At 71.1% G+C, this 26,026-nt stretch carries 26 protein-coding genes; 15 read left to right on the top strand and 11 right to left on the bottom strand.

Features of this window, described 5'->3' with window-relative positions:
• Nucleotide 1 precedes the first annotated feature (1 nt).
• The 6 genes from M2283_RS14340 to M2283_RS14315 all read right to left on the bottom strand — a co-directional run bounded on the left by M2283_RS14340 (nt 2) and on the right by M2283_RS14315 (nt 6,769).
• Nucleotides 2-928, bottom strand: coding sequence for a dihydrodipicolinate synthase family protein (locus M2283_RS14340; RefSeq protein WP_280876569.1), 927 nt, complete (start codon nt 926-928; stop codon nt 2-4).
• On the bottom strand, nt 925-1,944 hold the full coding sequence (locus M2283_RS14335) for an ABC transporter ATP-binding protein (RefSeq protein WP_280876568.1): 1,020 nt from the start codon (nt 1,942-1,944) through the stop codon (nt 925-927). Before M2283_RS14335 ends, M2283_RS14340 begins: the two co-directional genes overlap by 4 nt.
• On the bottom strand, nt 1,941-3,929 hold the full coding sequence (locus M2283_RS14330; RefSeq protein ID WP_280876567.1) for a dipeptide/oligopeptide/nickel ABC transporter permease/ATP-binding protein: 1,989 nt from the start codon (nt 3,927-3,929) through the stop codon (nt 1,941-1,943). Before M2283_RS14330 ends, M2283_RS14335 begins: the two co-directional genes overlap by 4 nt.
• The gene (locus tag M2283_RS14325; protein WP_280876566.1) at nt 3,926-4,888 is read right to left on the bottom strand and encodes an ABC transporter permease; all 963 of its coding nucleotides are present in this window, start codon (nt 4,886-4,888) and stop codon (nt 3,926-3,928) included. The genes M2283_RS14330 and M2283_RS14325 overlap by 4 nt, the downstream gene beginning before the upstream one ends.
• 4 nt (nt 4,889-4,892) lie before the next feature.
• Complete coding sequence (locus tag M2283_RS14320; protein WP_280876565.1) at nt 4,893-6,482, bottom strand: ABC transporter substrate-binding protein; 1,590 nt, start codon at nt 6,480-6,482, stop codon at nt 4,893-4,895.
• 161 nt (nt 6,483-6,643) lie between these two features.
• Entirely contained in the window at nt 6,644-6,769 is a 126-nt protein-coding gene (locus M2283_RS14315) for a hypothetical protein (protein WP_280876564.1), read from the bottom strand.
• 53 nt (nt 6,770-6,822) lie between these two features.
• Between M2283_RS14315 and M2283_RS14310 the strand changes: the two genes are divergently transcribed.
• Both M2283_RS14310 and M2283_RS14305 read left to right on the top strand, forming a co-directional pair.
• Complete coding sequence (locus tag M2283_RS14310) at nt 6,823-6,969, top strand: hypothetical protein (RefSeq protein WP_280876563.1); 147 nt, start codon at nt 6,823-6,825, stop codon at nt 6,967-6,969.
• Nucleotides 6,970-7,015: 46 nt separating this feature from the next.
• Nucleotides 7,016-7,462, top strand: a complete 447-nt coding sequence (locus tag M2283_RS14305; protein WP_280876562.1) for a protein phosphatase — start codon at nt 7,016-7,018, stop codon at nt 7,460-7,462.
• Here M2283_RS14305 and M2283_RS14300 read toward each other — a convergent pair.
• Nucleotides 7,452-7,931 (bottom strand): GNAT family N-acetyltransferase, encoded by a 480-nt coding sequence (locus tag M2283_RS14300; protein WP_280876561.1) that lies wholly within the window; start codon nt 7,929-7,931, stop codon nt 7,452-7,454. The two genes, M2283_RS14305 and M2283_RS14300, sit on opposite strands and share 11 nt — an antisense overlap.
• A 296-nt stretch (nt 7,932-8,227) precedes the next feature.
• Here M2283_RS14300 and M2283_RS14295 point away from each other — a divergent pair, with 296 nt between their 5' ends.
• From M2283_RS14295 to M2283_RS14270, 6 genes are all read left to right on the top strand, one after another.
• A complete protein-coding gene (locus tag M2283_RS14295; RefSeq protein ID WP_280876560.1) occupies nt 8,228-9,001 on the top strand; it encodes an SCO2525 family SAM-dependent methyltransferase in 774 nt (257 codons plus the stop codon).
• Nucleotides 9,002-9,063: 62 nt separating this feature from the next.
• On the top strand, nt 9,064-10,938 hold the full coding sequence (locus M2283_RS14290; RefSeq protein WP_280876559.1) for an SCO2524 family protein: 1,875 nt from the start codon (nt 9,064-9,066) through the stop codon (nt 10,936-10,938).
• A gap of 2 nt (nt 10,939-10,940) precedes the next feature.
• Nucleotides 10,941-11,858: an SCO2523 family variant P-loop protein gene (locus M2283_RS14285; RefSeq protein WP_280876968.1), complete on the top strand. Its 918-nt coding sequence runs from the start codon at nt 10,941-10,943 to the stop codon at nt 11,856-11,858.
• On the top strand, nt 11,855-12,835 hold the full coding sequence (locus tag M2283_RS14280; RefSeq protein ID WP_280876558.1) for an SCO2522 family protein: 981 nt from the start codon (nt 11,855-11,857) through the stop codon (nt 12,833-12,835). The genes M2283_RS14285 and M2283_RS14280 overlap by 4 nt, the downstream gene beginning before the upstream one ends.
• 1 nt (nt 12,836) lies before the next feature.
• Nucleotides 12,837-13,811: an SCO2521 family protein gene (locus tag M2283_RS14275; RefSeq protein ID WP_280876557.1), complete on the top strand. Its 975-nt coding sequence runs from the start codon at nt 12,837-12,839 to the stop codon at nt 13,809-13,811.
• Between the two features lie 11 nt (nt 13,812-13,822).
• Entirely contained in the window at nt 13,823-14,866 is a 1,044-nt protein-coding gene (locus tag M2283_RS14270) for a DUF6879 family protein (RefSeq protein WP_280876556.1), read from the top strand.
• A 15-nt stretch (nt 14,867-14,881) separates the two neighbouring features.
• Here M2283_RS14270 and bla read toward each other — a convergent pair whose 3' ends face one another.
• The gene (bla, locus tag M2283_RS14265; RefSeq protein WP_280876555.1) at nt 14,882-15,757 is read right to left on the bottom strand and encodes a class A beta-lactamase; all 876 of its coding nucleotides are present in this window, start codon (nt 15,755-15,757) and stop codon (nt 14,882-14,884) included.
• Nucleotides 15,758-15,910: 153 nt separating this feature from the next.
• Between bla and M2283_RS14260 the strand changes: the two genes are divergently transcribed.
• Nucleotides 15,911-17,104 (top strand): abortive phage infection protein, encoded by a 1,194-nt coding sequence (locus M2283_RS14260; protein ID WP_280876554.1) that lies wholly within the window; start codon nt 15,911-15,913, stop codon nt 17,102-17,104.
• On the opposite strand, the gene M2283_RS14255 is transcribed toward M2283_RS14260, so the two are convergent.
• From M2283_RS14255 to M2283_RS14245, 3 genes are all read right to left on the bottom strand, one after another.
• The gene (locus M2283_RS14255; protein WP_280876553.1) at nt 17,092-18,621 is read right to left on the bottom strand and encodes an alpha/beta hydrolase; all 1,530 of its coding nucleotides are present in this window, start codon (nt 18,619-18,621) and stop codon (nt 17,092-17,094) included. The genes M2283_RS14260 and M2283_RS14255 overlap by 13 nt on opposite strands.
• Before the next feature lie 136 nt (nt 18,622-18,757).
• On the bottom strand, nt 18,758-19,597 hold the full coding sequence (locus M2283_RS14250) for an ABC transporter permease (protein WP_280876552.1): 840 nt from the start codon (nt 19,595-19,597) through the stop codon (nt 18,758-18,760).
• A complete protein-coding gene (locus M2283_RS14245; RefSeq protein ID WP_280876551.1) occupies nt 19,594-20,553 on the bottom strand; it encodes an ABC transporter ATP-binding protein in 960 nt (319 codons plus the stop codon). Before M2283_RS14245 ends, M2283_RS14250 begins: the two co-directional genes overlap by 4 nt.
• Nucleotides 20,554-20,687: 134 nt before the next feature.
• Between M2283_RS14245 and M2283_RS14240 the strand changes: the two genes are divergently transcribed.
• From M2283_RS14240 to M2283_RS14215, 6 genes are all read left to right on the top strand, one after another.
• A complete protein-coding gene (locus M2283_RS14240; RefSeq protein ID WP_280876550.1) occupies nt 20,688-21,893 on the top strand; it encodes a sensor histidine kinase in 1,206 nt (401 codons plus the stop codon).
• Nucleotides 21,890-22,552, top strand: a complete 663-nt coding sequence (locus M2283_RS14235) for a response regulator transcription factor (protein ID WP_280876549.1) — start codon at nt 21,890-21,892, stop codon at nt 22,550-22,552. The genes M2283_RS14240 and M2283_RS14235 overlap by 4 nt, the downstream gene beginning before the upstream one ends.
• A gap of 130 nt (nt 22,553-22,682) precedes the next feature.
• Nucleotides 22,683-22,898: a hypothetical protein gene (locus M2283_RS14230; protein ID WP_280876548.1), complete on the top strand. Its 216-nt coding sequence runs from the start codon at nt 22,683-22,685 to the stop codon at nt 22,896-22,898.
• A gap of 45 nt (nt 22,899-22,943) precedes the next feature.
• Entirely contained in the window at nt 22,944-23,690 is a 747-nt protein-coding gene (gene recO, locus M2283_RS14225; RefSeq protein ID WP_280876547.1) for a DNA repair protein RecO, read from the top strand.
• 24 nt (nt 23,691-23,714) lie between these two features.
• On the top strand, nt 23,715-24,566 hold the full coding sequence (locus M2283_RS14220; RefSeq protein ID WP_280876546.1) for an isoprenyl transferase: 852 nt from the start codon (nt 23,715-23,717) through the stop codon (nt 24,564-24,566).
• A gap of 37 nt (nt 24,567-24,603) precedes the next feature.
• A complete protein-coding gene (locus tag M2283_RS14215) occupies nt 24,604-25,935 on the top strand; it encodes a histidine-type phosphatase (protein WP_280876545.1) in 1,332 nt (443 codons plus the stop codon).
• Nucleotides 25,936-26,026: the final 91 nt, after the last annotated feature.

Raw genomic sequence — 26,026 nt, 5'->3', positions numbered from 1 at the left:
CCTAGAGGAGACCGGCCGCCGCCAGGAACTTGCCCACCCGGCGTACCTCCTCCGGTGACAGCGGCACCTGGGGTTCCGCCGTCGCCGGGCAGTCGATGATGCCGCGCAGGTGCAGCGCCGCCTTGAAGGCGCCGAGGGCCGAGGAGCTGCCGCCCATCCGGGCCGGGTCGCCGGCGCCGACCAGGTGGAACAGGGCGCACAGGCGGTCCTGTTCGACGCGGGCGCGGTCCCAGTCGCGGGCCCGGCAGGACCGGTCGAGACGGACGTAGCCGTGCGGGTCGACGTTGGCGAGGCCGGGCACCGCGCCGTGCGCGCCGAGTGCGAGGGCCGCGTCGACGAGCAGCTCGGAGCCGGTCAGCACGCTGAAGCCGGACAGCGCGCGGGCGCCGGTGACGACCTCGCGGAAGCCGGCCAGGTCGCCGCTGGAGTCCTTGAGCCCGGCCAGTGTGCCGTCGGCGGCCAGCTCCAGGACCAGCTCGGCGGGCAGCTTGGTGTGGACGGCGACCGGGATGTCGTAGGCGACGACCGGAACCGGACTCGCGGCGGCGATCAGCCGGAAGTGGCGGGCGATCTCGGCGGGGTGGGTGCGCGTGTAGTACGGCGCCGTCACGACCACGGCGTCCGCGCCCGCCGCCGTGACGGACTCGACGTGGTCCAGGACCCTCGGGGTCGTCATGTCGATGACGCCCGCGAGGACCGGGTGCTGCCCGCCCACGTGGCCCACCACCGACTCGACGACCTGTCTGCGTTGCCGGTCGGTGAGGTAGGCCGCCTCCGACGAGGACCCGAGCACGAAGAGCGCGTCCACCCCGCCGCCGAGCAGATGGTCGACCAGCCTGAGCAGGGAGGGGACGTCCACCTCGCCCTCCGGTGTCAGGGGGGTGCAGACGGGCGGGACGACACCGGTGAGCGGGGCGGGGAAGGTCATGATGGCTCCCTGGGGTGGTTCTGTCGCACGAGGTCGCGGGTCGACTGGTCCTCCTCCACAGGATGGTGGCAGCGATAGCGGTGACCGGCCTCCGACGCGGCCGAGAATTCCGGCATATTGGACACGCACTCCTCGTCCGCCTTCCAGCACCGGGTGCGGAAGGGGCAGCCGCTCGGCGGCCGGGTGGCCGACGGGACCGGGCCGGTCAGCGGGATCGGGTCGACCGGGTCGAGCAGTCCGGGCGTGGCCGAGAAGAGCGCACGGGTGTACGGGTGCCGGGCGCGGTCGGTGACGTCGGCGGCCGGGGCCTCCTCGACGATCCGGCCGAGGTACATGGTGATCACGCGGTCGCTCATCCGCCGTACCGTCTGGATGTCGTGTGAGACGAACACCAGGGCCAGGCCCAGGCGTTCGCGCAGGTCGAGCAGGAGGTTGAGGATCTGGGCGCGGACCGAGACGTCCAGGGCGCTGGTCGGTTCGTCGGCCACCACCAGGTCCGGGTCCAGGGCCAACGCCCGGGCGATCGCGACGCGTTGGCGCTGGCCGCCGGAGAGCTGGCCGGGCAGCGCGTCGGCGAGGGCACGCGGCAGCCCGACCAGGGCCATCAACTCCCGTACGCGCTCCTCGCGTTGGGGCTTCGTGCCGCGTTCGTGCACGTCCAGCGGGTCGCGCAGGATCTGCCGGATCGGCAGCCGGCGGTTCAGGGCGGTCGAGGGGTCCTGGAAGATCATGCCGGCGCCGGACCCGATCGCCTTCCGGCGCTCGCCGTCCGGCATCGACCACAGGTCCCGCCCCCGGAAGGCCACCGAGCCGGACGTCGGCCGCTCCACACCCACCAGCACCTTCGCCAGCGTCGACTTGCCGCACCCGGACTCGCCGACCACACCGACCGTCTCACCGGGCGCGACGACGAGATCGGCGCCGGTCAGGGCGTACACCCGATCCCGGCTGAACAGGCCACCGCTGCGGGCCTTGTGCACCACATGGGCGTCGGACAGTTCGACGATCGCGTTCACGTCACGGCCTCCGTGGTCGCCGGTTCGGTCGCCGGGTGGTGGCAGGCCGCCGTGTGGGTCGGTGGGCCCAGCAGGTCGGGGCGGGTGGTGCGGCACAGGTCGCTCGCCAGGGGGCAGCGGTCGGCGAAGCGGCAGCCGGCCGGGAAGTCGGCGGGGGAGGGGACGACGCCCTTGATCTGCGTCAGCCGCTCGGCCGCCGACTCCAGCGAGAGCACGCTGCCGAGCAGGCCGCGTGTGTAGTGGTGGGCCGGCGCCTCGACCAGGTCGGCGGTCACGCCCGTCTCCACGATCTGGCCGCCGTACATCACCACCACCCGGTCGGTGACGTCCGCGATCAGCGCCAGGTCGTGCGAGACGAGGACCAGCGCGAAGCCCAACTCCTCGCGCAGGCGCAGCAGAAGCTGCATCACCTGCGCCTGCACGGTGACGTCGAGCGCGGTGGTCGGCTCGTCGGCGACGATCAGCTTCGGGTCGCGGGACAGCGCCATGGCGATCAGGACGCGCTGGCGCTGGCCGCCGGAGAGTTCGTGCGGGTAGCTGCGCAGGGTGCGGTCGGGGTCGAGGCCGACCAGGCCGAGGAGTTCGGCGGGGCTGCGGTGGCCGCCCCGGCGCACGACCTGCTTGAGCTGGGCGCGGATCGTCATCGCCGGGTTGAGGGAGGAGAGGGCGTCCTGGTAGATCATCGCCATCTCGTGGCCGAGCAGCCGGCGGCGCACCCGCATCGGTTCGGCCAGCAAGTCCCGCTGCTCGAAGCGGACTTGGCCGCGGACGCGGGCGCCCTTGGGCTCCAGGCCCATGATGGTGAGCGCGGTGAGCGACTTCCCGCAGCCCGACTCGCCGACCAGGCCCAGGACTTCGCCGGGTTGCACCTCGAAGCTGATGCCGTCGACGATGTCCACGCCGTTGTGCCGGCCCTCGAAGCCGATGGCGAGGTTCTCGACGGCCAGTATCGGCAACTGGCCCTGGGGGAGCGGCCGGGCGCGGGAGCGCAGGCGTTGGGCCGCCGCGGTCAGACCGGGCAGCGGGAGCACCTCGCCGGTGCCGGGCTCCGGGGTCTCCAGCCGGTCCTTGGCCTCGTCCGGGTCGCGTGTCGTCACCTCGCGCGCGGAGGGGGCCGCCCAGGCGTCGGACACGCCCTCGGACAGGACGTTCAGCGACAGGACGGTCACCAGCATCAGCAGCCCGGGGAAGACCGTGGCCCACCAACCGCCGGTCAGCACCATGTTCTTGCCGTCCGCGATGACACTGCCCCAGGACGGGTCCGGGGGCCGGACGCCGGCGCCGATGAAGGACAGCGACGCCTCGAAGACGATCGCCTCGGCGACCTGGACCGTGCAGAACACCAGGACGGGGGCTGCGCAGTTGACCGCCACGTGCCGCAGCACGATGTGCGGGGTCCGCGCGCCGATCACCCGTTCCGCGGTCACGTAGTCCTCGCCGTACTGGTCGAGGACGTTGGCTCGTACGACCCGTGCCACCGGCGGGGTGAACAGGAACGCGATCGCGCAGATCAGCACGGTGATGCCGCCGCCGAACACGGCCACCAGGACGGCCGCGAGCGCGATGCCGGGGAACGCCATCACCACGTCCAGACAGCGCATCAGCGTCTCGTCGACGCCCCGCCGCGAGGTGGCCGCGACCGCGCCGAGCACGGCGCCCACCACGAGGGCGAGCGCGGTGGCGCCCAGGCCGATCGCCAGCGACCAGCGGGCCCCGTACATCAGGCGGCTCAGCAGGTCCCGGCCCAGGCTGTCCTGGCCCAGCCAGTGCGCGGCGGACGGGTGTCCGGTGCCGTCGACCGGCGCCTGCTGGGCGAGCGGGTCGTCGGGCGCGAGCAGGGGCGCGAGCAGTGCCACCAGCAGGACGACCGCCAGGAAACAGACGGCGACCTTCGACAGGAGCGGCAGCCGACGCCAGCCGCGCAGGCGGACGCCGGGCCGGGAGAGCGCGTCGGCGAGGCCCTTGCGCGTGAACGGGGTGTTCATGTGGCCGCATCCCTCAGTCGCGGGTTGACCAGCAGATACAGGACGTCGATGACGAGGTTCACGACGACGAAGCCGATCGCGGTCGTGATCACCACGCCCTGCACGACGGCCGGGTCGCCGTTCTGCACGGCGTCGATCATCAGCTTGCCCATGCCGGGCAGCGCGAAGATCGTCTCGATGACCACCGCGCCGCCCAGCAGATAGCCGACCCGCAGACCGAGCACCGTCAGCGGGTTCATCAGGGCGTTGCGCAGCACGTTGCGGCCGACCACGACCCGCGGCGGCAGCCCGCTGCCGATCGCCGTGCGGACGTAGTCCTTGTCCAGCTCCTCCACCACCGACGTCCGTACGATCCGGGTGAGTTGGGCCGCCACCGGCAGCGAGAGCGCGAGCGCGGGGAGGGCCATCGTCTTGAGCCAGCCGGTGACGGAGTCCGCCGGGTTGATGTAGCCGCCGGCCGGGAACCAGCCCCGGTCCACGGCCAGGTACTGGATCATCAGCAGCGCCAGCAGGAAGCCGGGGGCCGCGACGCCGGTCAGCGAGACGACGCGAACGATCTGGTCCGGCAGCCGGTCGCGGTAGATCGCCGCGGTCACCCCGCCGAGCAGCGACAGCACGACCGCGATGCCGAGGCCGAGGAAGGTCAGTTGGAGGGTGAGCGGCAGGGCGGTGGTGACCTGGTCGAGCACCGGCGCCCGGGTCAGTGTGCTGGTGCCGAGGTCGCCGTGGAGCAGGTCGCCCACGAAGTCGACGTAGCGCACCGGCAGTGGGTCCAGCAGGCCGCTGCGCTCGCGGAAGTCGTGCAGCTGCTGCGGGGTGGGGTTCGCGCCCTGGAAGAACGCGGAGGCCGGGTCGACGTCCGAGAAGCGCATCACCAGGAACACGAACAGGACGATGCCGAGCATCAGCGGCACGAGCAGGGCGATGCGGCGGACCAGGATCCGTGCGACAGCTGTCATGGCGTCAGACCCACTTCGCCTGAAGGAAGTTGACGCCCGGGTAGGGCTGCGGCTTTATGCCGGTCAGCTCCTGCGGGTCCCAGGCGGTCATCAACTCGTTGTGGACGACCGGGTAGAGCACGGCCTGTTCGGCGACGACGTCGACGTAGTCCTGGATCATCGTCTTCTTCCGCACCGGGTCGGACTCCCGCGTGGCCAGGTCCATGTCCCTGAACAGCCGCTTGGCGACCGGGTGGTCGGCCCAGCGGGCGTAGCCCATCCAGAGGTTCTGGGGGCCGTAGTTGTAGTGCATGATCAGGTCGGCGTCGAGGCCGAACTGGTTGGGGTTCGAGGCGGCGGCCACGACCTGGTAGGCCTGCTTCTGGTCCAACTTGGTGAAGACGGCGGTCGTTTCCTGCGGGGACAGGGTCGTCTTCACCCCGATCGCGTCCCAGGACGCCTTGATGGTCGGCAGGCAGTCGACGATCCAACTCAGGTTCACCGCAAGGATGTCGACCTTCAGTCCGCTGACCCCGGCGGCCTTCAGCAGCGCCTTCGCCTTCTCGGGGTCGTGGCCGTAGACCGTCTTCGCCGGCCGGTAGGCGGGGTTGCCCTCGTTCAGGAACGACGACGACGGTTTCCCGTGTCCCTTCAGCGCGACCTGGACGATCGTGTCGGTGTCGATGGCGTAGTGCAGCGCCTGCCGCACCCGTACGTCGTCGAAGGGCTTGTGCTCGGTGTTGAACAGCAGGAACAGGTTGTTCATCCCGGCCCCGCCCGCGACGGTCATCCCACCGCTCCTGAGCCGGGCGATGTTGGCGTACGGGATGTTGTCGGAGACCTGCGCGCCCGCGCTCGCGCCCGAGACCCGGGCCACGCGGGAGGCCGCGTCGACGATCGTCAGCCAGTTCATCCTGTGGAAGGCCGGCCGGCGCGGGCCGTTGTAGGCCTCGAACGCGGCGAAGGTGGTGTTGGCCTTCGGGTGGTGCGCGGTCTGCCGGTACGGCCCCGAGCCGACCGCCAGACCCCGGATCGCGTCGTCCCAGCCGCCGGGCCGCGAGAACACGTGCTTCGGCATGACCTTGGCCAGCGTGAGCCGCGAAAGCCCGTCCGGGAAGGGGAACTTGAGGACCAGCTCGACCGTGCGCGCGTCGACCTTCCGGACCTCCTTCAGCCAGCTCGCGAAGAAACCCTGGGCCAGGGTCTGAGTCTTCGGGTCGAGGATCCGGTCGAACACGAACACCACGTCGTCGGCGGTGACCGGCTTGCCGTCGTGGAAGGTGGCGCCCTCGCGCAGCGCGAACCGCCAGGAGGTGGCGTCCGGATCGCCCGGCATCTCGGTGCCGAGCGCCGGATAGGGCGTCCGGGTGATCGGGTCGGTGTCGAGGAGCCCTTCGTAGATGTGATTGTTGGCGGCCATGGAGAATGCCGACGCCGTCTGCGTGGGATCCCAGCTGCCGTCGTTCCCGTACCCGATCACCGCCGTCAGCGCCCGGTCCTTGCCGCCGCCCCCGGTGTCGTTGGTCGACTCCGGTCCGCAGGCCGCCAGGGACGACGACAGGGCAGCGGCCGCGCCCACCGCGCCGGTGTGCTTCAGGAAGGTCCGGCGGTGCACGGTTCCTCCAGCCGAGGATGAGGAGATACGACGTCCTATGTCCTGACGTCAGCGCGACCATAGGTGGGGTCCTGGGGACGGTCAAGACATCGCACACTAATGGGCGTATCCGTCACAGGTCGGACCAATGGCGCTTTGAAATGGCCGGAGTTGATGACGGGTCAGGTCGCCTGCGCGGGTGCGGTGAGCTGGGCGGCGATCGCCGCCCCGTCCAGCCACACGCTCTCGCGGGAGATCTTGCCGTCCTTGAACTCGAAGACGTGCGAGCGCCTCGACCTGACCCGCACCGCCCCGGAACCCCGCCGACACCCTGCCGCCCGACCTCCACCGCCGCCTGACCGTGGCCGTCACGATGGTCTACGGCGTCGAGGCACTGGTCTCCACCCGCGACGTCTGCGGAGTCGACCCCGAAGAGTCCGAGGACGTGATGCGATGGGCGGCCCGGGCCCTGCTGGAGGCGGTCCAGCGGGAGGCGGCGGAGCGGTGACGGGCTCGCGTGGGCGAGCGGTGGGACGAGTACTGAGGGGGTCGGCGTGGGCGAGTTGTGGGACGAGCGCGATGCGGGGGTGCTTCGGCTGCCGTCAGGGCGGCTGGTCCGGGGCCGAGGTCTGCGGCACCCCTTGGATCCGACGGCGCCGACACCCTCGTACGCCCTCTATCTGCTCGGACGTCAACCCCCGCCCGTCCCTTGGGAGTCCCGTTGGCTGCGCTGGCCCGACTTTCGGCTTCCCGTCGACCGTCCGGGCGCGCGCGAGGCCCTGATCGAGGTCTGGGAGCGGGCGGTGGACGAGCGGGTCGAGGTCGCTTGCGGTGGTGGGCGGGGGCGTACGGGGACGGCGCTGGCCTGTCTGGCGGTGCTGGACGGCGTACCGGCGGGGGAGGCGGTCGCTTATGTGCGGGCGCGTTACGACCGGCGGGCGGTGGAGACGCCTTGGCAGAAGGGATACGTGCGGGGGTTCGCCGGGCCGGTCACAGGGTGAGGCGCATGATCAGGCGGTCCGCGCCGGGGCCGAAGTAGTCCGCGCGGACGTCCGGTTCGGCGGTGAAGCCCAGTGACGCGTAGAGGTCGATCGCCGGGAGGTTGGCGGGGTCCACGGTGAGGCACACCTCGCGCACCCGGTCGGCCCGCAGCCGGCGCAGCACCTCCAGCATCAGCCGGCGGCCGTGCCCGCGCCCGCGCTCGTCCCGGGTGATGCCGAGCCCCAGGATCCAGCTCCGGGTGGCGTCCGGCGGCGTGCCCACGAGGACGTACCCCTTCAGCGCGGTGCCGTCGTCGAGGACCAGCAGGTGCCTCGGGTACACGTCGTACAGCTGGCGCAGCACGAAGTAGGGGTACGGCTCGTCGGGGAAGGCCTCCCGGTCGAGATGGGCCAGCGCGTCGAGGTCCGCCTCGCCGACTCCGCGCAGACGCAACTGCCGTACCGATCGGCGTGCGGGCAGAGCAGTCATGCCACCCCCTGATGAAGATCCCCGGCAGGTTGACCACTTACGGGTGAATTCCGACTCCGCGGCACGCCGTGTTCTCGGCGGGGCCGACAGGGTTTCGATCAGGATGGCCGCGAATCTCCCGATCACTCAAGTGCTGTTCAGGACCAAATATCTTTGTCGATCTGACCACTTCCGACTTCTTGTAGTCTCTCGTCAATTTGGCGTAACCTCCGTGAAGCTGCCCGGAGTTGTGTTCGGCGATGTAGTATGCGGGGGTACTATCGAGCATGACCTCCAGAGTTCAGACGGACTCCGACGTGCTCAATGACGACGCGCCGTGGGACGACTTCGATCCCCGCGCATATGTCGATCAGAACTACCGCGATCTTCTGGACGCGGACGCGGAGATCCTCACTTTTGTGCGGGAGCACTTCAGTAACCACTTCCGTGAACATCCCGATCGGCTGATTCGCGGTATTGACATCGGTGCAGGAGCCAATCTCTATCCGGCGCTGTCCATGCTCCCGTGGTGCACGGAGATCACCCTCCTGGAGAGAGCGCGGAAGAACGTCCGCTATCTGCGTGGCCAGAAGCCGCACTACGACGTGAGCTGGGACAGCTTCTGGGAAGTACTGTGCCAGGATCCTGAGTACGCCGTGATCGACGCCGACCGGAGAGAACGGTTTCGCGCCAGGGTCCAGGTCGAGCAAGGCAATTTGTTCGCCATGGAACGACGAAAACTTTTCGGTCGGAGTCGTGATCCACGCCGTTGGCAGATCGGAACGATGTTCTTCGTGGCCGAATCCATCTCCACCTCCCACGCGGAGTTCCGGCGTGGAGTCGCCTGCTTCATGGAGGCTCTGGAGCCCGGAGCGCCTTTCGCCGCCGCGTTCATGGAGGGGTCGAGGGGGTATGACGTAGGCGATCGGCACTACCCGGCGTGCGATGTGGACGAGACGCAGGTGAGGGAAAGCTTCCAGGGGTTCGTGGAGAAAATCGAGACGCGCCGCCTGGGTGAATCGAGTCATTTGGTGCGTCCGGGGCACACGGGAATCATTCTGGCCTGCGGGCGGCGGGACCGGAATTCCTGAATTCCGGATTCCCGGATTCCGATCGGGCGGCGGACGGCACGACCTGTGTGAGGGGAATGGGGATGCAGATCAAGCCGCGTGTACATCTGCTTCAGATCTGGCAAGCGATTGCCCGCCATTCCTTCGCCGACGGCAGGTGGGACTGGGGTGACTGGGGACGGCTCAGCAGCGTCGCCGACGCCGAGCGGCTGCTGTGCCTGATGTATCCCGCCACGGAGATCCCCGAATTCCGGCTGGACGAGCCCGACACCACCCAGAAGGACGTTCTGCGCGACCTCCGCCCGGCCGGTGGGCGGATGGAGATCCCGGCCGCCCTGGTCGCGGCGCTCAGCGAGTTCATGAGCCGGCACTCCGCGGCCGACGGCAGCCCCACCTTCGCCGGCGACTACTACTTCTCCGCCCAGGACCCGCTGCAGGAGGTCACCCCGGAGCAGCGGGAACTCGGTGTCGTGGACTCCTTCAGCATGTCCGTGACCCTCTGCCTGGCCACTCTCGGCTTCCTCGACAAGTTCGCCCGCACCACGCTCCGTTCCGACCTGCGGGCCGAGGTCGTCGCGCTCAGACAGGCCACCAGCGAGCGGCTCACCGCCGCCATGGTCGGCCTGCTGCGCTCCTTCACCGTCAACGTCTTCGACGCCGACACCACCCAGGGCCGCCGGCTGTGCCGCAACCTCGGTCAGCCGCGGCTGACCGAGCGGGCCGTCCTCCAGCAGTTCCGGGAGCGCTTCAAGCCCCTGCGCGCCACCATCGCCAACCGCATCACGCTGGGCATCACCGACACCGAGGACGCTCTCAAGAACGAGAGCATGCTCTTCGAGTGCGGCTGGGCGTGGGGCGTGGTGAAGGGTGCGCCGCAAGTCCCCCTGAGCGGCGGGACCGACACCGGCGGCCCGGTCGTGGCACAGGCCGACGGCGTCGCCGACCCCGTGCCCTACCTCTACTTCACCGTCGTCGCCCTCGACGGCATCCAGGACCTCTCCTCGGACCGCACCCTCACCCTCGGTCTGCTCAACGAGGAGCAGCAGACGCTCGCCGAGGCGCTGCGCCTGCGCTGGACGGTGACCCAGCAGTACTGGTCGGAGATCGCCCGGTTCAGCGACGAGCGCTGGCCGTTGGAGGACATCCCCTGGCGGGTCACCGGCCAGCGGCTCGAATCCGAGTACTTCTCGCTCTCCGTCGCCGCGATCGTCGTCCACGACCTGGTGCGCCGCCGCGCGGGCGACGAGGACCTCGCCCGCACCGTCGACGTCATGCAACGCCTCGCCGAACGCGGCCGCATCACCAGCCCGTTGACCCGCGACGACCAGTCCCTGCGGCTGCACAGCCCCGGTGTCACCCTGCCCCTGCAGGGCAGCGAGCAGCTCGGGCCGCCCCTGCAGTGGACGGTCACCGACTTCTCCGCGCAACTCCTCAAGCGGACCGTCCAGTTGGCCGGACTCTCCCGCAACACCGTCACCCAGGACCGGCTGTTGCGGCTCGCCGACGAGACCTTCGACCACCTGTGGCAGCGGCGCATCGAGGACGGCGAGGGCGTCGACCTCTGGGACGACGTGAACGCCGTCTACCCGACCGCGCCCAAACGCGAGGGCCCGCTGTCCTGGAGCATCACCGAACGCCTCACCGAGTGCATGGTCGTCGCGTACAACTTCTACACGCGCGAACCGATCCGCAGCCCCCAACTCGCGCTCCTGGCAACCGACTTGCTCAGCGAGGCCAACCACCGCTTCGGCAAGGAGGAGATGCAGTCCGCGGTCGGCTCCTCCGGGCTCACCGAGAGCGACTGGGCGAAGTCGCTGCGGACCATCGAACTGAGGCTGCGCCGCGCGGGCGAACTCGTCGGCACCCAGCCCGGCACCGCGAGCGCCATCGCGCTGGACGTGCTCGGCGAACTCGACACCCTCGCACGGGCCCGCGGCGCGGCAGCGGGAGAGGGGTGACCGTGCTCGTCCTCGCCGCCTCCGACAAGGGAGGCACCGGCCGCTCCGTCACCAGCGCCAACCTCGCCTACCACCGCGCCCTCGCCGGGGACGACGTGGCCTACGTCGACTTCGACTTCGGCTCGCCCACCGCCGCCGCCGTCTTCGACGTACCCGACGTCCTGCGCGGCGCCCGCGACGGCGGGCTGCACTCGTATCTGGAGGGCCGGGCCGCCGAGCCGGTCCGGATCGACATCTGGCGCCGCACCGAGCACCCCGTCCTGCGCCGCAGGCCCAACGGCTCGGGGCGGCTCGTCCTGCTGCCCGGCGACGCCGGCGGCGGCGAGTTCGCCACCGACGAGGACGCCCTGCGCCGCTGCGTGGACCTGCTGCTGCGCCTGCACACCGAGTTCGACGTGATCATCGTGGACCTCAGCGCCGGCCGCAGCTACGCCATGGACATGGTCCTGGAGGCAACAGCACAGCGCGAGTTGCGCGAACTGCCCGCCCGCTGGGCCGTGTTCCACCGCTGGACCCGGCAGCACGTGATCGCCGCGGCCGGCCTGGTCTTCGCCGAGCGCGGCATCCTGGAGGGCGGCGCGGAACGCGGCCACGACAAGGACGCGCTCCAGGGCGCCATCCGCTTCGTGCGAGCCGCCGTACCCGACCCGGACTCGGCGCTGTGGTCCCACGTACCGCCGGCCCAGTCCGCGTGGATGCAGATGTACGACGAGAAGCTGCGGCGGCTGGCCGCCGACCTCGGTATCGGCGACAGCGTGGTGCTCGGGACCGTACCGCTGGAGCCCATACTCCTGCTGCGCGAGCAACTGATCACCGAGGAAGAGGTCGTCTCCACCCAGATCGCCACCGCGGACACCCTGGAGGTGCTGGAGGAGATCGCCCGCCGCCTGACCGACGACACGTACTGGGGGCAGCCGTGACGGAGGGCGTCTTCCGGGAGACCGCGGCCGAACCCCGCACCCAGTCGGTGCCGCTGGCCCATCTCTCCCTGGAACTCGGGCACTTGTACCTGGAGGACCTGGAAGGAGGGCCCGCTCGGCTGCGCGAGCACTTCGAGCGGGTACGGCCCTGGGCGGACGCGGCACGCGCCGACACCGCCGCCCGGGCCGCGGGCCGCACCCCGCGGATCAGCACGTGCTTCCTGATAGACGACTACTTCAGCCGCTTCTCCACCCCGGCCGATCTGCTGCCGATGATCCTCGCCGAGGCCGAACGGGCCGGGCTCGTCATCGACTACCTGGCCCGCGAGTCCGCCTGCGCCGTCGCCGACAAGGTCCCGATCGCCCAGGCCGTCGCGGGCCGCCTGGTCGAGTCACCGCCCCCGGGCAGCTACGGCGCCCGGCCCCCGGTCAGCCGGTCCGGCTGGCTCGCCAACGGACAGCGCACCCCCGCCGCACGCCCCGCCCAGGCCATGCGCAGAGCCGCCCCCTGGCAGCCGCCCAGCGAGACCGCCGCCCGCCGCCACTCCGTCTTCGTCGACGTCGAACTGTGGGACAGGGACCGGGACGGCAACCACATCTGGTCCTGCGCCTTCCTCGCCGCGGTCTGGCAGCTGGCCCGCCTCGGCCTGCTCCGCAACGAGGGCGAACCCGTCCTGACCGCACGGGACTTGACCGGAGAGGACGGGCGCCCGGCTCAATTCCCCGGCGCCTGGGACGAGTTACCGCCCCTGCTCCGGCTCAACCCGACCGCGGCCCCGTTCAGCGCCTACCGCACCTGGTCCGTACTGCCCTCACGGTTCCTGCCCGTCGAACACGCGGTGCGGGTCGTCCTCGACCAGACCGACGTGGACGCCGGAGCACAACGCCAGGTCACCGAACGGGCCACCCGCGAGGGCCTGTCGATCCCCGACTCCGTCGCCGAGCGCGTCTCGTACGTGTTCTACGCGGGGCCGTGAGATGACGGCCCCGCCCGGCACGGCGAGCGCGGTCCTGAGCTGCGGCGAGGTGCTCACCTGCATCCTGCCGTCCCAGCAGCCCCTCGACGCCGAGTCGGCCGCGGCGCTGCTGAGCCTGCGGACCGACGAACGCGTCCTCGTCTCCGAGCGGCCCAATCTCTACGCGCTCTCACCGGAGACGCTCACGGGCGTGGACTGCGCCCTGCCCACCGCCAACGGGGCGAAGGTGCGCGTGGTCGGCACGGTGGCGGTCCGCGCCACGCTCACCGAGGGCCGCGTCCTGCAGACCACCGCCTACTTCAGGGCGCCGGCCGACGGCCCCGACCGGCGTCGTGCGTGGGGCCACTACCTGATGCGGCCCGGGTGGGTGGAACCGCTCGGACGACTGCCCGAGCAAGAGGCCGCCGACGGCATCCTGCGCGGCGGCCGGCCGGGCGAGCTGGACCTCGGCCTGATCGCCGACGGGCTGCTCACGCAGCTCCTGCGGCACCCGCTGCTCGACCAGGCGGTGCCGTTCAAGAAGTCCCGCCGCACGCGCCTGCGTTGGGCCGCACTGTCCGCGCCGGCCGGTCCTGGCCCCTCGATCCAGCGCTTCACGCTCGGCGAGGGCGACCTGCGCACCATCCGTCTGTCCGTGCCCGACGGCACCCGGCCGGTGGCCGTGGCCGGACTGTGCGAGGACTTCGCCCTGCACGACTGGCTGCTGACCACCGTGGTCCGCCTGCTCGACGGCCGGCTCGGATCGGTCGAGGCGCCCACCGCCCTGACGGCACTGCGCCCCGCCGTCGAGCACCTGATGCACCTGTGGATGCCCCGCGCCCGCGGGGACCGCACCCTGAGCACGCTGTGGGACGTACTGGAACAGGAGCCCGGATTCACCCGGCAGTGGCAGAGCATCTCCCAGCGGATCCGGGACCAGCTCGCCCTGCTGAACACCCTTGCACCGCGCCGAGTCCCGACGGGGGAGACCACATGAATGGAGCACCGGTGACCACGACCACGACGACCACGACCGTCGCCACGCCGCACCGGACCATCCAGCCGACCCGGCCGGAACCGAGGGGATTACGCTTCCCGCCGGTCCTGGTGAAGATCCTCGTGACCGCCCTGGTCTTCCTCGTCGCCTACCTGGTCACCAACGCGCTCGACCAGGACCAGGGCGATGTGTGGAACCTGACCGCCTCCATCGTCATCGGCGGGGCGGCCCTGATCGTGCAGTACCTGGTCGACTTCGAACGCCGGCTTGAACAGATCGAGACCAGCCAGGCCCAGTTGATCAGGGACGTGAAGGACAACCTGATCAGTCACCACGTCGCCCTGACGGAACTGGTCGACGACCGCTTCGCCCGGATCAGCGAGGCGACCGAACTCTTCAGCAACGTGGACCGTTCGGTGCTGCGCTCGGACGGGGTGGTCAAGCTCGCCCGCAGCGCGACGGAGTGCGGCCAGCTGAACAACGAGACCGTGAAGACCTTCGCCAGCGAGGAGATCGAACGGCTCGCGGGCCTCCTGGAGAACCTGAGTAACCGCAGCACGGACTGCCTGGGCGAGAACCAGGACTGGCTCATCGGCCTCACCCACTGCATCAAACGCAGCCTCGACGCCACCAGCACCTCGGTGGACCGCGACTTCTGGGGCAGCGAGCCCGCCGCCCGCTATCTGGAGGCCCAGAGCGACGCGGTCCAACGCGAGGTGGAGATACGCCGGTTGTTCCTCGTCAACGTTCCGGAGGAGATCGATGACGAGCTCAGGGAACTCTGCAACAACCAGCGCGCCCTGGAGATCGACGCCCGCGTGGTGGCCCTGTCCGAACTGCCGCCCTGGGCCCAGCTGGGCACGAAGAGCGACTTCATCGTCTTCGACCGGGAGCTGTCCTACGAGATCGACCAGGACACCAAGGACGTCAACGCCAAGACCACGCTGAACGCCCGCCCCTCGCACGTGGAGCACCGCATGCGGCAGTTCACGCGCCTGTGGGAGGCCACGGTGAACCTGCCGCACAAGGGCATTCCGCCGACGACGGACGAGTGACGGCGCCGGGACCCGCTACGAGTCCTCGCCCAGTACGTCGGCCACCAGCGCCGCCGCCCCGGCGATCAGGGCGTCGTCCCAGGGGCGGTCCTGGTCGGGGGTGGTCGACAGGACCGCCAGCACGATCGGGGCGCCCTCGGGCGTCCAGGCGATGCCGACGTCGTTGGTGGTGCCGTACGAGCCGGAGCCCGTCTTGTCGCCGACCGTCCAGGTGTCGGGGAGGCCGCGGCGGATGCGGTTGGCGCCGGTGGTGTTGTTCAGGAGCCAGTGGGTGAGGAGCTCGCGGTCCCGGCGGTTCAGGGCCTCGCCGAGCACCAGCCGGCCGTAGCCGCCGCCGACCGCGCGCGGGCTCGTGGTGTCCGTGATCCGCCCGGGCTCGGCGGAGTTGAGCTCCGGCTCCCACCGGTCCAGGCGGGTCACCGGGTCGCCGAGCGAGCGGGCGAAGCGGGTGATCGCGGTGGGGCCGCCGAGCAGGCGCAGCAGGAAGTTGGCCGCCGAGTTGTCGCTGTAGCGGATGGCCGCGTCGCAGAGTTCGGCGACCGTCATCCCGTTGGCGAGGTGTTCGTCCGTGCCCGTGATCGGGGCGCCGTCCACCAGGTCGGCCCGCGTGTAGTGGATGCGGCGGGCGAGGACCTCACCGTCGTGGTCCAGGTCGCGCAGGACGGCCCCGGCGGTGAGGGTCTTGAAGACCGAGCAGATCGGGAAGCGTTCGTCGGCGCGGTGGGTGACGGTCTTGCGTGTACGGACGTTGTGCGCGAACACGCCCAGCCGGGCGCCGTGTTGTTTCTCCAGCCGGCGCAGTCGGTCGTCGGTGGCCGCCTGTGCCGGTGTGCCGGCGAGGAGGACGGCGGAGGCGGCGGTGCCCGCGGCGAGCAGCGTGCGTCGGGTCATCGGGGACTGGTACGAGCCTTGGATCGTGCTCTCCTTCGGTCGATGGCTGTCGACGATCTCTCCATTGTTCGACGCCGTAACTCATTCCTTGGTTGCCGGGCCGTAGACCATCGGCGGACGGCGGGGCGGGCCTCCGGGCGCCACAGTGAGGGCATGGAGAAGACGAAGGGGATCAGTCGGGCGCAGTTCCTGGCGGGGGCGGCGGCCCTCGGAGCGACGGCGGCGGTGCTGCCGTCGGGGGTGGCCCAGGCGGCGGTCGGAGGTGGGGCCGGGACCGTTGGGCCAGGGTCAGGGTCAGGGTCAGGGTCAGGGTCCGGCGGACGGCGCGGGCTGCGGCACCGTGGTGTCGTCTACACCGTCGGCGAGGGCGAGACGCCCGGGACCGCGTGGAGCGCCGCCCGGATGCGCCGGGACATCCGCGTCATCCGCGACGAGCTGCGCGCCGACACGGTCGACGTCACCGGCGACGGCGTCGAGCGGCTCACCAAAACCGCCGCCGAGGCCGCCGAGCGCGGACTGCACGTCTGGCTGCAGCCGACCCTCGGGGACGTCCCGGAGCGGGACATCCTGGAGCACCTGGCCGAGTGCGGCCGGTTCGCGGAGCGGCTGCGCAGGCAGGGCGCGAGCGTGGACTTCAGCGTGGGCTGCGAGTTCTGGCTGTTCGTGCCCGGCATCGTGCCGGGGGCCACGGTCCTGGACCGCGTCGAGAACCTGCTGAACGGCACCTTCGACCCGGTGAAGATGCAGCGCCGGCTCGACCGCTTCACCGCCAGGGCGGCGGCCCTGGGCCGGTCCGTCTTCCACGGCCGGCTCAGCTACGCCGCCGCCCAGGACGACCAGGTCGACTGGCGCCTCTTCGACGTCGTCGGCATCGACTACTACTCGTACTTCCGCCAACCCGCCGACTACGTACGCGAGTTGCGGAAGTACCGGCGCTGGGGCAAGCCCCTCGCCATCACCGAGTTCGGCACCTGCGCCTACGTCGGCGCCCCCGAGACGGCCGGCATGGGCTGGAACGTCGTCGACTACGACAAGGACCCGGAGGAGATCAAGGGCCACCTCGTCCGCAGCGAACACACCCAGGCCGCCTATCTCGTCGACCTCGTCCGGGTCTTCGAGTCGATGGGCCTGTACGCGGCGATGGCGTTCGAGTTCGTCACCCCGGACGCCCCGCACCGCACCGACAACCCGCGCTACGACCTCGACCTGGCGAGCTACAGCATCACCAAGGCCATCAAGGACCGCCCGAACGACCCGCGTTCGGACTGGCACTGGGAACCGAAGGAGGCCTTCCACGCACTGGCACGGCAGTACGGGAAGGCCTGCGTGGCGGCTCAGGCGCAGTAGACGTCCCGCCCCGGTCGCTCTCCCGTCGCCAGGAAGCGGGAGACCGTCCGGTCGCCGCACGCGTTGCCGTTGTCCAGATAGGCGTCGTGGCCCGTGGAGTTGACGGTGACCATGACGGCCCGCCGACCGAGGGCCGAGCGCAGCTTCAGGGCGCCGCTGAGCGGGGTCGCCACGTCGTGCTTGTTCTGCACGAGCAGGATGTTCGACGGACCCCGGTCGGTGATCCGCACCGGCGCCTGCTCGGGCGGGTTGGACCAGCCGGCGCAGACCATCGCGTTGGCGGGCATGCCGGCGGTCAGCGGGTACTCGACCCGGTTCTTGGCAACGCCCTTCTCGTACAAGGCCGTTGACGTCGGCCACGCGCTGTCGTTGCAGATCGTGGCGGCGCCGACCGCGGCCACGTTCTGCAGGACCGCCTCCGGGGGCGCCTCGGGCGCGGGCGGTACGGTGCCCTGCCGGGCGGCGAGGATCAGTTTCGCCAGGGCGGGGAAGTCGTCCGGGTCGTAGAAGTCGTCGAGCATCGACTGGCGCAGGGCCATGCCGTTCAGGACCTCCGGGTTGGCGCCGGGCCAGGGCAGCGGCTCGCGGTCGAGGCGTTCGGCGAGGCGCAGGAAGTCCGAGCGCACCGCCGCGGGCGTGTCGGCAAGGCGGTACGGGTTGTCCGGCTCGGCGGCCCACCGTGCGAACTGGGTGAACATGTCCTCGACGCCGGGCGCGAACCCGGCGAGCCAGGCGCGGGAGAGCTGGGTGCGGCCGAAGTCGCCGGTCGGGTCGAGGTTGGAGTCCAGGACGATCCGGTCGGTGCGCCGCGGGAACAACTGGGCGTAGACCGCGCCGATGTAGGTGCCGTACGAGACGCCCCACGCGGAGATCCGGCGTTCGCCGAGCGCGGCCCGGATGCGGTCGATGTCGCGGGCGTTGTCCACCGTGCTGATGTGGCGGATCAACTCCCCGCCGTTGCGCGCGCAGGCCTGCGACATGCGCCGCGCGGTGGTCATGTTCTCGGTGACGGACCCGTCGGCGGTGGGCCAGGGCCGCAGTTTCGTCAGGGCGAGGTCGCCGTGGTCGAGGCCGCAGTCGGCGGCGGTGGACGGCGCGTTCCCGCGCGGGGCGAAGCCGATCAGGTCGTAGCTGTCGCGCACCTTCTGAGGCAGCTCCTGCCCCTTGTCCGAGGGGTCGTCGAGACTGCTGCCGCCCGGGCCGCCGGGGATGAGCAGCAGGGCGCCCCGGCGGGCGGACGGCTTCTCGGCGGCGATCCGGGAGACGGCGATGTCGATCCGCCGGCCGCCGGGATCGGCGTAGTCCAGGGGCACTTGGAGGGTCGCGCACTCCTGGCGAGGATCGGAGCCGGAGCCGGAGCCGGAGCCGGAGCCGGAGCCGGAGCCGGAGCCGCACGGCGACCAGTCGAGCGCCTCGGACTTCGGCGGGGTCGAGGCGTGCGCGGCGAGGGGTGCGGTGAGGCCGAGGAGCAGGGCGGAGACGGCGATCAGGGAGCCGTTGCGGATGGTCTGCTTCATGCGGACGATCCTCGCGGACCTTGACGGACCCTCACATCCGGGCAACTGCCCTATTCCCACGGGGGGTTACCCCCGGCGCCCCCTCGGGATCACCCCCGCACCCGCCGAGCCCGCTGCCGTCCTCGATCTCCCGCCCTCACACGTCCCGCCGGTCCACCGCCACCACCGCCACGACGGCCCCCGCCACCGCCCACACCGCGAACACGACCCACCCGCCCGCGACCGAGGTCGGATACCAGGAAACCAGCGTGTACGGCTCGCGCCCGTACCCGATGTCGACGAGCCGCACCCAGGCGTTGTACGGCAGGGCGTTCCGGACGCACGCCGTCCAGTGATAGCGGTCGGTCACGAAGGCCGGCAGGAGGAGCAGGATGCCGGTCGTCAGGACCATCGTCGTCGCGCCGTGCCGGATCAGCGCGCCCAGCCCCATGCCGACCAGCGCGCACGCCGGGGCGAGCAACGCCGAGGCCGCGATCACGCGCAGGGCGCCGGGCTCGTCGATCGACACGCCCGCGTCCCGGCCGGCCAGGATCGCCTGCGTCACGGCGAAGGAGACGCCCGCGACGACCGCGCCGAACACCGTCATCACCGTCGTCACCACGGCGACCTTCGCCGCCATCAGCGCCCGCCGGTCGGGGACGGCCGTGAACGTCGTACGGATCAGGCCCGTCGCGTACTCGCCGACCACCGTGATCGCGCCGATGCTCGCGCAGGCGAGGATCATGATCATGGCAGCGCCCAGGGTGAAGGCGTCCCGCAGCGCCCAGTAGACGAACTCGTCGTGGATCGGCTTGCCGTAGTGCGGGTAGTTGACGAAGTCGGCACGGGCCGCGTTCGCGTTGAAGGCGACGACGGCCAGGGCGCCGGCGCCGAGGGCCCAGTAGGTGGAGCGCAGGGAACGGAGTTTGAGCCACTCGGAGGCGAAGAGGTCGAGGAAGGAGGACGTGGGCCGGGATGCGGCCAGGGTTGTCGTCATCGTCGTACCTCTCGCAATTCCGCGCCCGCTCCTCGGGCCTCGCCCGCATCCGCCCCGGCCAGGTACTCCACACTGTCCGCCGTCAGTTCCATGAACGCCCGCTCCAGCGACGCGGCCTGGGTCGTCAACTCCCGCAGCAGGAAGCGGTGTTCAAAGGCCAGTTCGCCCACCCGCCCCGCGCTCACGCCGCTGACCCGCAGCGTCTCCTCGTCGTAGGTCGACACCTCGGCCCCGGCCGCCGTCAGCACCATCGTCAGCGCGCCCGCGTCCGGCGTCCGCACGGTCACCGTCGGTGCGGTGCCGCGGGCGGCGAACTCGGTGAGGCTCTCGGCGGCGATCAGTTCACCGCGTCCGATGACGACGAGCTGGTCGGCGGTGTGCTCCATCTCGGACATGAGGTGGCTGGAGACGAAGACCGTACGGCCTTCCCCGGCCAGCCGACGGAACAGCTCCCGCACCCACAACACCCCCTCCGGATCAAGCCCGTTGAGCGGCTCGTCGAAGAGCAGCACCGGCGGCTCGCCGAGCAGCGCGCCCGCGATGCCGAGCCGTTGCCGCATGCCCAGCGAGTAGGTGCCGACCCGGCGCCGGGCCGCCGTACCGGTGAGCCCCACCTCGGCGAGCACCTCGTCGACCCGGCCGGCCGGGATGCGGTTGGAGCGGGCCAGCGCCCGCAGATGCGCCCGTGCGCTGCGCCCGCCGTGCACGTCGTGGGCGTCGAGGAGGGCGCCGACGTGGCGCAGGCCGCGCGGGTGGTGGCGGAAGGAGTGACCGTCGACCGTGGCGGTGCCGCCGCTCGGCGCGACGAGCCCGAGCAGCATCCGCAGGGTCGTGGTCTTGCCGGCGCCGTTCGGGCCGAGGAAGCCGGTGACATGGCCGGGGCGGACGGTGAAGGAGAGGTCGCGTACGGCGGTGGTGGGTCCGTACCGCTTGGTGAGGTGCTCGACTTCGATCATGCCGACCACGGTCCCGTGGCGGGCCGGTACCGGTCATCGCCCGGCGGCTGACACTCGTACGACCGTGCTGTCGACCCGAGTCGTACATCCCCGGGCCGATGACCGCACCGGTGGCGCGTGCCTACGATCGCCGCATGTCCGCCGCCGAACCGCCGCCGCCCCTGCACAAGCGCGTACCGCCGGGTGCCTGGACGGCGCTCGCGTGGTGCGCGGGGGAGTTGTTCACGCTGCTCGCCCGACTCCGGCTGCCCGGTGAGGCCGAGCCCGACGAGTGGGCCGCGGTGCAGCTCTACCGCTGGGACGGTCTGACGACCCTCGCCCTGTCCACCGCCCTGGCCCTGTACAGCGGTTGGCTGTTGGCGCGCCGGCCGCTGCCCGCCCTCGTCGCGCTGCTGCTCGCCTCCGTCCTGGCGACGACCCCGCTGGGCGTGGCCGCGATACCGATGGCGCTGTTCCTCGGTCCGATGGTCGCCCTGTACTTCATCGCGGCGACCCGCCCGCGCCGGACCGCGACCGTCGCCCTCGCGATGGCCCTCGGCACCCTCGCCGCCTACCTCGCCGTGCGCGTGCTGTACGGCTGGACCGTCGGCACCTCGGCGGAGCTGGCCGTGACCCTCGTCGCCGTCATCGCCTGGCTGCTCGGCACCTCCGCCCACCAGGCCCGCGTCCACGCCGAACGGCTCAGTGCCGAGCACGCGGACCGAGCCGTCACCGCCGAACGCCTGCGCATCGCCCGGGAGATGCACGACACCGTCGCCCACAGCATCGGCATCATCGCCCTCCAGGCGGGCGCGGCGGCACGGGTGGCGACGACCCGACCGGAGGCGGCTCTGACCGCGATGCGGGCGGTGGAGAACGAGGGGCGCGAGACGCTGGCCGGGCTGCGCCGGATGCTGGTGGCGCTGCGGGCGGCGGACCAGGGCACCGGCGGTTCGGCACGCACCGCCCTCCCCGCGGGTCTGTCGGACGTGGACCGGCTGGCGGTCACGACCACCGCCGCCGGCGTGCGCGTCGAGGTGACCCGGCTCGGCGAGACGCGCCAACTCCCGCCGGACGTCGACCTGTCGGCGTTCCGGATCGTCCAGGAGTCCGTCACCAACGTCGTACGCCACGCGGACACGCACGCCTGCCGGGTCACCCTCGACTACCGCGACGACGAACTCGCCCTGGAGATCACGGACGAGGGGCGGGGCCGGGGCAGCGCGACCGACACCGGCTTCGGTCTTGCCGGTATGCGGGAGCGAGTCGCCCTGCTGCACGGGGAGTTCACGGCGGCCCCGCGTCCCGGGGGCGGTTTCCGGGTCGCCGCCCGGCTGCCCGTACCGGCGGCCGTCCGATGACGGACCGTGCCGTGCGGGTGCTCCTCGCCGACGACCAGGAGCTCATCCGTACCGCGTTGAGCATGGTGATGGCCGACCTCGACGACGTGGAGGTGGTCGGCGAGGCCGCCAGCGGCGGGGAAGCGGTGCGGCTGACCGACCAACTCGCCCCGGACGTCGTGGTGATGGACATCCGGATGCCGGAGATGGACGGCATCGAGGCGACCCGCAGGATCAGCGCGGCGGGCTCGGCGGCCCGGGTCGTCGTCCTGACCACCTTCGACGACGACGATTACGTCTACGGGGCCCTGCGGGCCGGCGCGTCCGGGTTCCTGGTCAAGGACATGGCCCTCGACGACATCATCGGCGCCGTGCGGATCGTGGCCGCCGGAGACGCGCTCATCGCGCCCGCCGTCACCCGCCGCCTGATCCACGACTTCGCGAGCCGGCCCGAACCGGCGCGCGCCCGCCGCGAGTTGAAGGGCATCACCGACCGCGAACGCGAGGTGCTGACCCTGGTCGGCAGCGGACTGTCCAACACGGAGATCGCCGCCGAGCTGTGCATCAGCGTGGCCACCGCGAAGACGTACCTGACCCGCCTGTTCACCAAACTGGACGCCAGGGACCGCGTCCAACTGGTGATCACCGCCTACGAGGCGGGACTGGTGTCGGTCGGGTAGGCAGACTCCTGCCGAGTGTAGATGCGTGACGTCACCGCGGAGACACGAAGCGTGAAATCCGGGCGGGCGGGGGAGCACGGTGGAGGCGCACCGATCGGAGTGCGGAGCCATCGGTGAAGGAAGTACGCAGATGAAGCCCCCCGTCGGCAGCCACGTCATGGACACCCGCACCGGGAGGATCGGCATCGTCATGGGACACGAGGGGCCGTACGTCCAGCTCAGGCCGTACGGCGGCGGCCGGGAGTGGGACGCGGAGCCGGACGCCGTGCGCGGCGCCACCGCCGCCGAGCGGCTCGGCGCGGCGGCCGCGTCCGCCGACGCACGCAGCCGAGGTGAGGTCCCTTGAAGGGGAAGGCCCGTGGCACGGCCGCCGTAGGCGAGAATGGACCCCATGAGCCTGTTCCGCGACGACGGCATCGTGCTGCGCACCCAGAAGCTGGGTGAGGCGGACCGGATCATCACCCTGCTCACCCGCGGGCACGGGCGCGTGCGGGCGGTGGCGCGCGGGGTGCGGCGCACCAAGTCGAAGTTCGGGGCCCGGCTGGAGCCGTTCTCCCACGTCGACGTGCAGTTCTTCGCGCGCGGCAGCGAGTTGATCGGGCGCGGGCTGCCGCTGTGCACACAGAGCGAGACCATCGCTCCGTACGGCGGCGGGATCGTGACCGACTACGCCCGCTACACCGCCGGGACGGTCATGCTGGAGACCGCCGAGCGGTTCACCGACCACGAGGGCGAGCCGGCGGTGCAGCAGTATCTGCTGCTCGTCGGGGCCCTGCGCACGCTGGCCAACGGCGAGCACGCGCCGCACCTCGTGCTCGACGCCTTCCTGCTGCGCTCCCTCGCCGTCAACGGCTACGCCCCCAGCTTCGGCGACTGCGCGAAGTGCGGGATGCCGGGTCCCAACCGGTTCTTCTCGGTCGCCTCCGGAGGCTCGGTCTGCGTCGACTGCCGGGTCGCCGGCAGCGTCGTACCCTCGCCGCAGACCCTGGAGCTGCTGGGCGCGCTGCTCACGGGAGACTGGGAGACCGCGGACGCGTGCGAGCCGCGGCACGTCCGGGAGGGGAGCGGGCTGGTGTCGGCCTACCTCCACTGGCATCTGGAACGCGGGCTGCGCTCGCTGCGTTACGTAGAGAAGTAAGCCGTAAGAGGAGACGAGAAGGTCATGGTCGTACGCGGGTTCCTGGGGCGTCAGCGTCGTGAGTACAAGGCGCCGGAGCCGCACCCGTCGGGCGCCCGGGCGCCGAAGCTGCCGGGTGAGCTGGTGCCGAAGCATGTGGCGATCGTCATGGACGGCAACGGGCGGTGGGCCAAGGAGCGCGGGCTGCCGCGTACCGAGGGCCACAAGGTGGGTGCCGAGCGGGTGTTGGATGTGCTTCAGGGGGCGATCGAGGGGGGCGTCGGCGCGATCTCCCTGTACGCGTTCTCGACGGAGAACTGGAAGCGGTCGCCGGACGAGGTGCGCTTCCTGATGAACTTCAACCGGGACTTCATCCGCAAGACCCGCGACACCCTGGACGAACTCGGGATCCGGGTGCGGTGGGTGGGGCGGATGCCCAGGCTGTGGAAGTCGGTGGCCAAGGAGCTGCTGATCGCGCAGGAGCAGACCAAGGACAACGACAGGCTGACGTTGTACTTCTGCATGAACTACGGCGGCCAGGCGGAGATCGGGGACGCGGCGAAGGCCCTGGCGGAGGACGTGAAGGCCGGCCGGCTGGACCCGTCCAAGGTGAATGAGAAGACCCTGGCGAAGTACCTGTACTACCCGGACATGCCGGACGTGGACCTGTTCCTGCGGCCCAGCGGGGAGCAGCGCACCTCCAACTTCCTGCTGTGGCAGAGCGCGTACGCGGAGCTGGTCTTCCAGGACGTCCTGTGGCCTGATTTCGACCGTCGTGATCTGTGGCGGGCGTGCGTCGAGTTCGCCTCCCGTGACCGCCGCTTCGGCGGTGCGGTGCCGAATGAGGATCTTCTGGCCATGGAGCGGGACATCGCGGGGAATCCGGCCATCTCGTAGCCACCGGGGGTTCATGGGGATCGTCGACGATCCGGCCATGAAACGCGTCACCCCCGCCCTCGCCCTGTGCACCCTGCTGGCCGCGGCCGTGCCCTCCCACGCCGCGGACCAGCCCGCACACCGCGACAGCTACGGCACGAAGGCCGTCTACGCCCCCGAGCAGGGCGCCCGCGGCTACCAGCGCGCGCCCGCCGGCTTCACCCCCGTCTTCACGGAGAACGTCTCCCGCCACGGCTCCCGCTCCGCCACCGACAGCGAGGACGGCGACCTGATCCTCGCGCTGTGGGACAAGGCGCAGACCGCCGGTCAACTCACCGGCAAGGGCGAGGAGTTCGGCCCGAAGACCGAGGCCCTGCTCGCCGAGATGGCGAAGATCGGGTACGGCAACCTGAGCGCCCGCGGCAAGGAGGAGATCCAGGACACGGCCGTGCGCATGGCCGACCGGCTGCCGTCCCTGTTCAAGTCGATCGCCGCCAAGGGCGAGAGGATCGACGTGGTCAGCTCCGGGCAGGGCCGCGCGGTCGACAGCGGCAACCTGTTCGCCGCCGCCCTCGGCGACACCGACCCGGAGCTGAAGCCGCTGATCGGCGCGACCCGCACCGACAAGGACCTGCTCTACTTCCACAAGGCGGACGGCGGCGCCGCCTACCGCGACTACATAGCCAACGACCAGCGCCTCGCGGACACCCTGAAGTCGATCACCGACCAGCCGAGGACGCACCGGGCCGCCCGCGGCGTGCTGCTCCGCCTCTTCAAGCCGGCCTTCGTGAACGGCCTCGGCAGCGCCGACCAGGTCGCCGCCGCGCAGGCCGTCTACAACCTGTACGCCATCGCCCCCGCGATGAGCGAGGAGAGCCCGGGCGGCAAGGGCTGGGGGATGCAGCGGTACATCTCCACGTCCGACGCGGCCTGGTTCGGCTACCTCTCCGACGTCGAGGACTTCTACGAGAAGGGCCCCGGCTTCTCGGACAGCGACATCACGTACAAGATGGCCGACGTCCTGCTCGACGACTTCTTCCAGCAGATCGAGGCGAAGAAGGCCGGCACCAGCACCCTCGGCGCCGAACTCCGCTTCACCCACGCCGAGGAGATCATCCCGCTGGCCGCCCTGATGGGCCTGCCGGGCAGCACGAAGGCGGCGAAGCCGGGACAGCCGTACACCTACGCCGACAACCCCTGGCGCGGCGCGGACGTCGCCCCCCTCGGCTCCAACATCCAGTGGGACGTCTTCAAGAAGGGCGGTCACTACCTGGTCCGCATGCTCTACAACGAGAAGGAGACGGCCTTCAAGGCGAGCTGCCACCCGGTCAAGAGGGGCAGCAAGTTCTACGACTTCACCGAACTGGAACGCTGCTTCGGACGCGGCTGATCTTCACGGGCAAGGGCGCCGCGGTTCCCCAGGGGCGCGGGGAACCGCGCGACCAGCCACGGCGGACCCGCAGCCGGATACCGGGCAGCAC

The sequence above is a fragment of the Streptomyces pseudovenezuelae genome, assembly GCF_029892565.1.
GTDB lineage: Bacteria > Actinomycetota > Actinomycetes > Streptomycetales > Streptomycetaceae > Streptomyces > Streptomyces pseudovenezuelae_A.
The sequence above is the reverse complement of the archived record's forward strand: the minus strand, read 5'-3'. Positions and strand labels throughout refer to the sequence as shown.

Excerpts from the sequence above, each read along its gene's own strand:
- M2283_RS14245 (WP_280876551.1), bottom strand. The coding sequence starts at position 20,553 with ATGATCGAAGTCGAGCACCTCACCAAGCGGTACGGACCCACCACCGCC.
- M2283_RS14300 (WP_280876561.1), bottom strand. The coding sequence starts at position 7,931 with ATGACTGCTCTGCCCGCACGCCGATCGGTACGGCAGTTGCGTCTGCGC.
- M2283_RS14215 (WP_280876545.1), top strand. The coding sequence starts at position 24,604 with ATGAAACGCGTCACCCCCGCCCTCGCCCTGTGCACCCTGCTGGCCGCG.
- M2283_RS14220 (WP_280876546.1), top strand. The coding sequence starts at position 23,715 with ATGGTCGTACGCGGGTTCCTGGGGCGTCAGCGTCGTGAGTACAAGGCG.
- M2283_RS14290 (WP_280876559.1), top strand. The coding sequence starts at position 9,064 with ATGCAGATCAAGCCGCGTGTACATCTGCTTCAGATCTGGCAAGCGATT.
- M2283_RS14330 (WP_280876567.1), bottom strand. The coding sequence starts at position 3,929 with ATGAACACCCCGTTCACGCGCAAGGGCCTCGCCGACGCGCTCTCCCGG.
- M2283_RS14260 (WP_280876554.1), top strand. The coding sequence starts at position 15,911 with ATGGAGAAGACGAAGGGGATCAGTCGGGCGCAGTTCCTGGCGGGGGCG.
- M2283_RS14325 (WP_280876566.1), bottom strand. The coding sequence starts at position 4,888 with ATGACAGCTGTCGCACGGATCCTGGTCCGCCGCATCGCCCTGCTCGTG.
- recO (WP_280876547.1), top strand. The coding sequence starts at position 22,944 with ATGAGCCTGTTCCGCGACGACGGCATCGTGCTGCGCACCCAGAAGCTG.
- M2283_RS14275 (WP_280876557.1), top strand. The coding sequence starts at position 12,837 with ATGACGGCCCCGCCCGGCACGGCGAGCGCGGTCCTGAGCTGCGGCGAG.
- bla (WP_280876555.1), bottom strand. The coding sequence starts at position 15,757 with ATGACCCGACGCACGCTGCTCGCCGCGGGCACCGCCGCCTCCGCCGTC.
- M2283_RS14340 (WP_280876569.1), bottom strand. The coding sequence starts at position 928 with ATGACCTTCCCCGCCCCGCTCACCGGTGTCGTCCCGCCCGTCTGCACC.
- M2283_RS14255 (WP_280876553.1), bottom strand. The coding sequence starts at position 18,621 with ATGAAGCAGACCATCCGCAACGGCTCCCTGATCGCCGTCTCCGCCCTG.
- M2283_RS14240 (WP_280876550.1), top strand. The coding sequence starts at position 20,688 with ATGTCCGCCGCCGAACCGCCGCCGCCCCTGCACAAGCGCGTACCGCCG.
- M2283_RS14230 (WP_280876548.1), top strand. The coding sequence starts at position 22,683 with ATGAAGCCCCCCGTCGGCAGCCACGTCATGGACACCCGCACCGGGAGG.
- M2283_RS14250 (WP_280876552.1), bottom strand. The coding sequence starts at position 19,597 with ATGACGACAACCCTGGCCGCATCCCGGCCCACGTCCTCCTTCCTCGAC.
- M2283_RS14235 (WP_280876549.1), top strand. The coding sequence starts at position 21,890 with ATGACGGACCGTGCCGTGCGGGTGCTCCTCGCCGACGACCAGGAGCTC.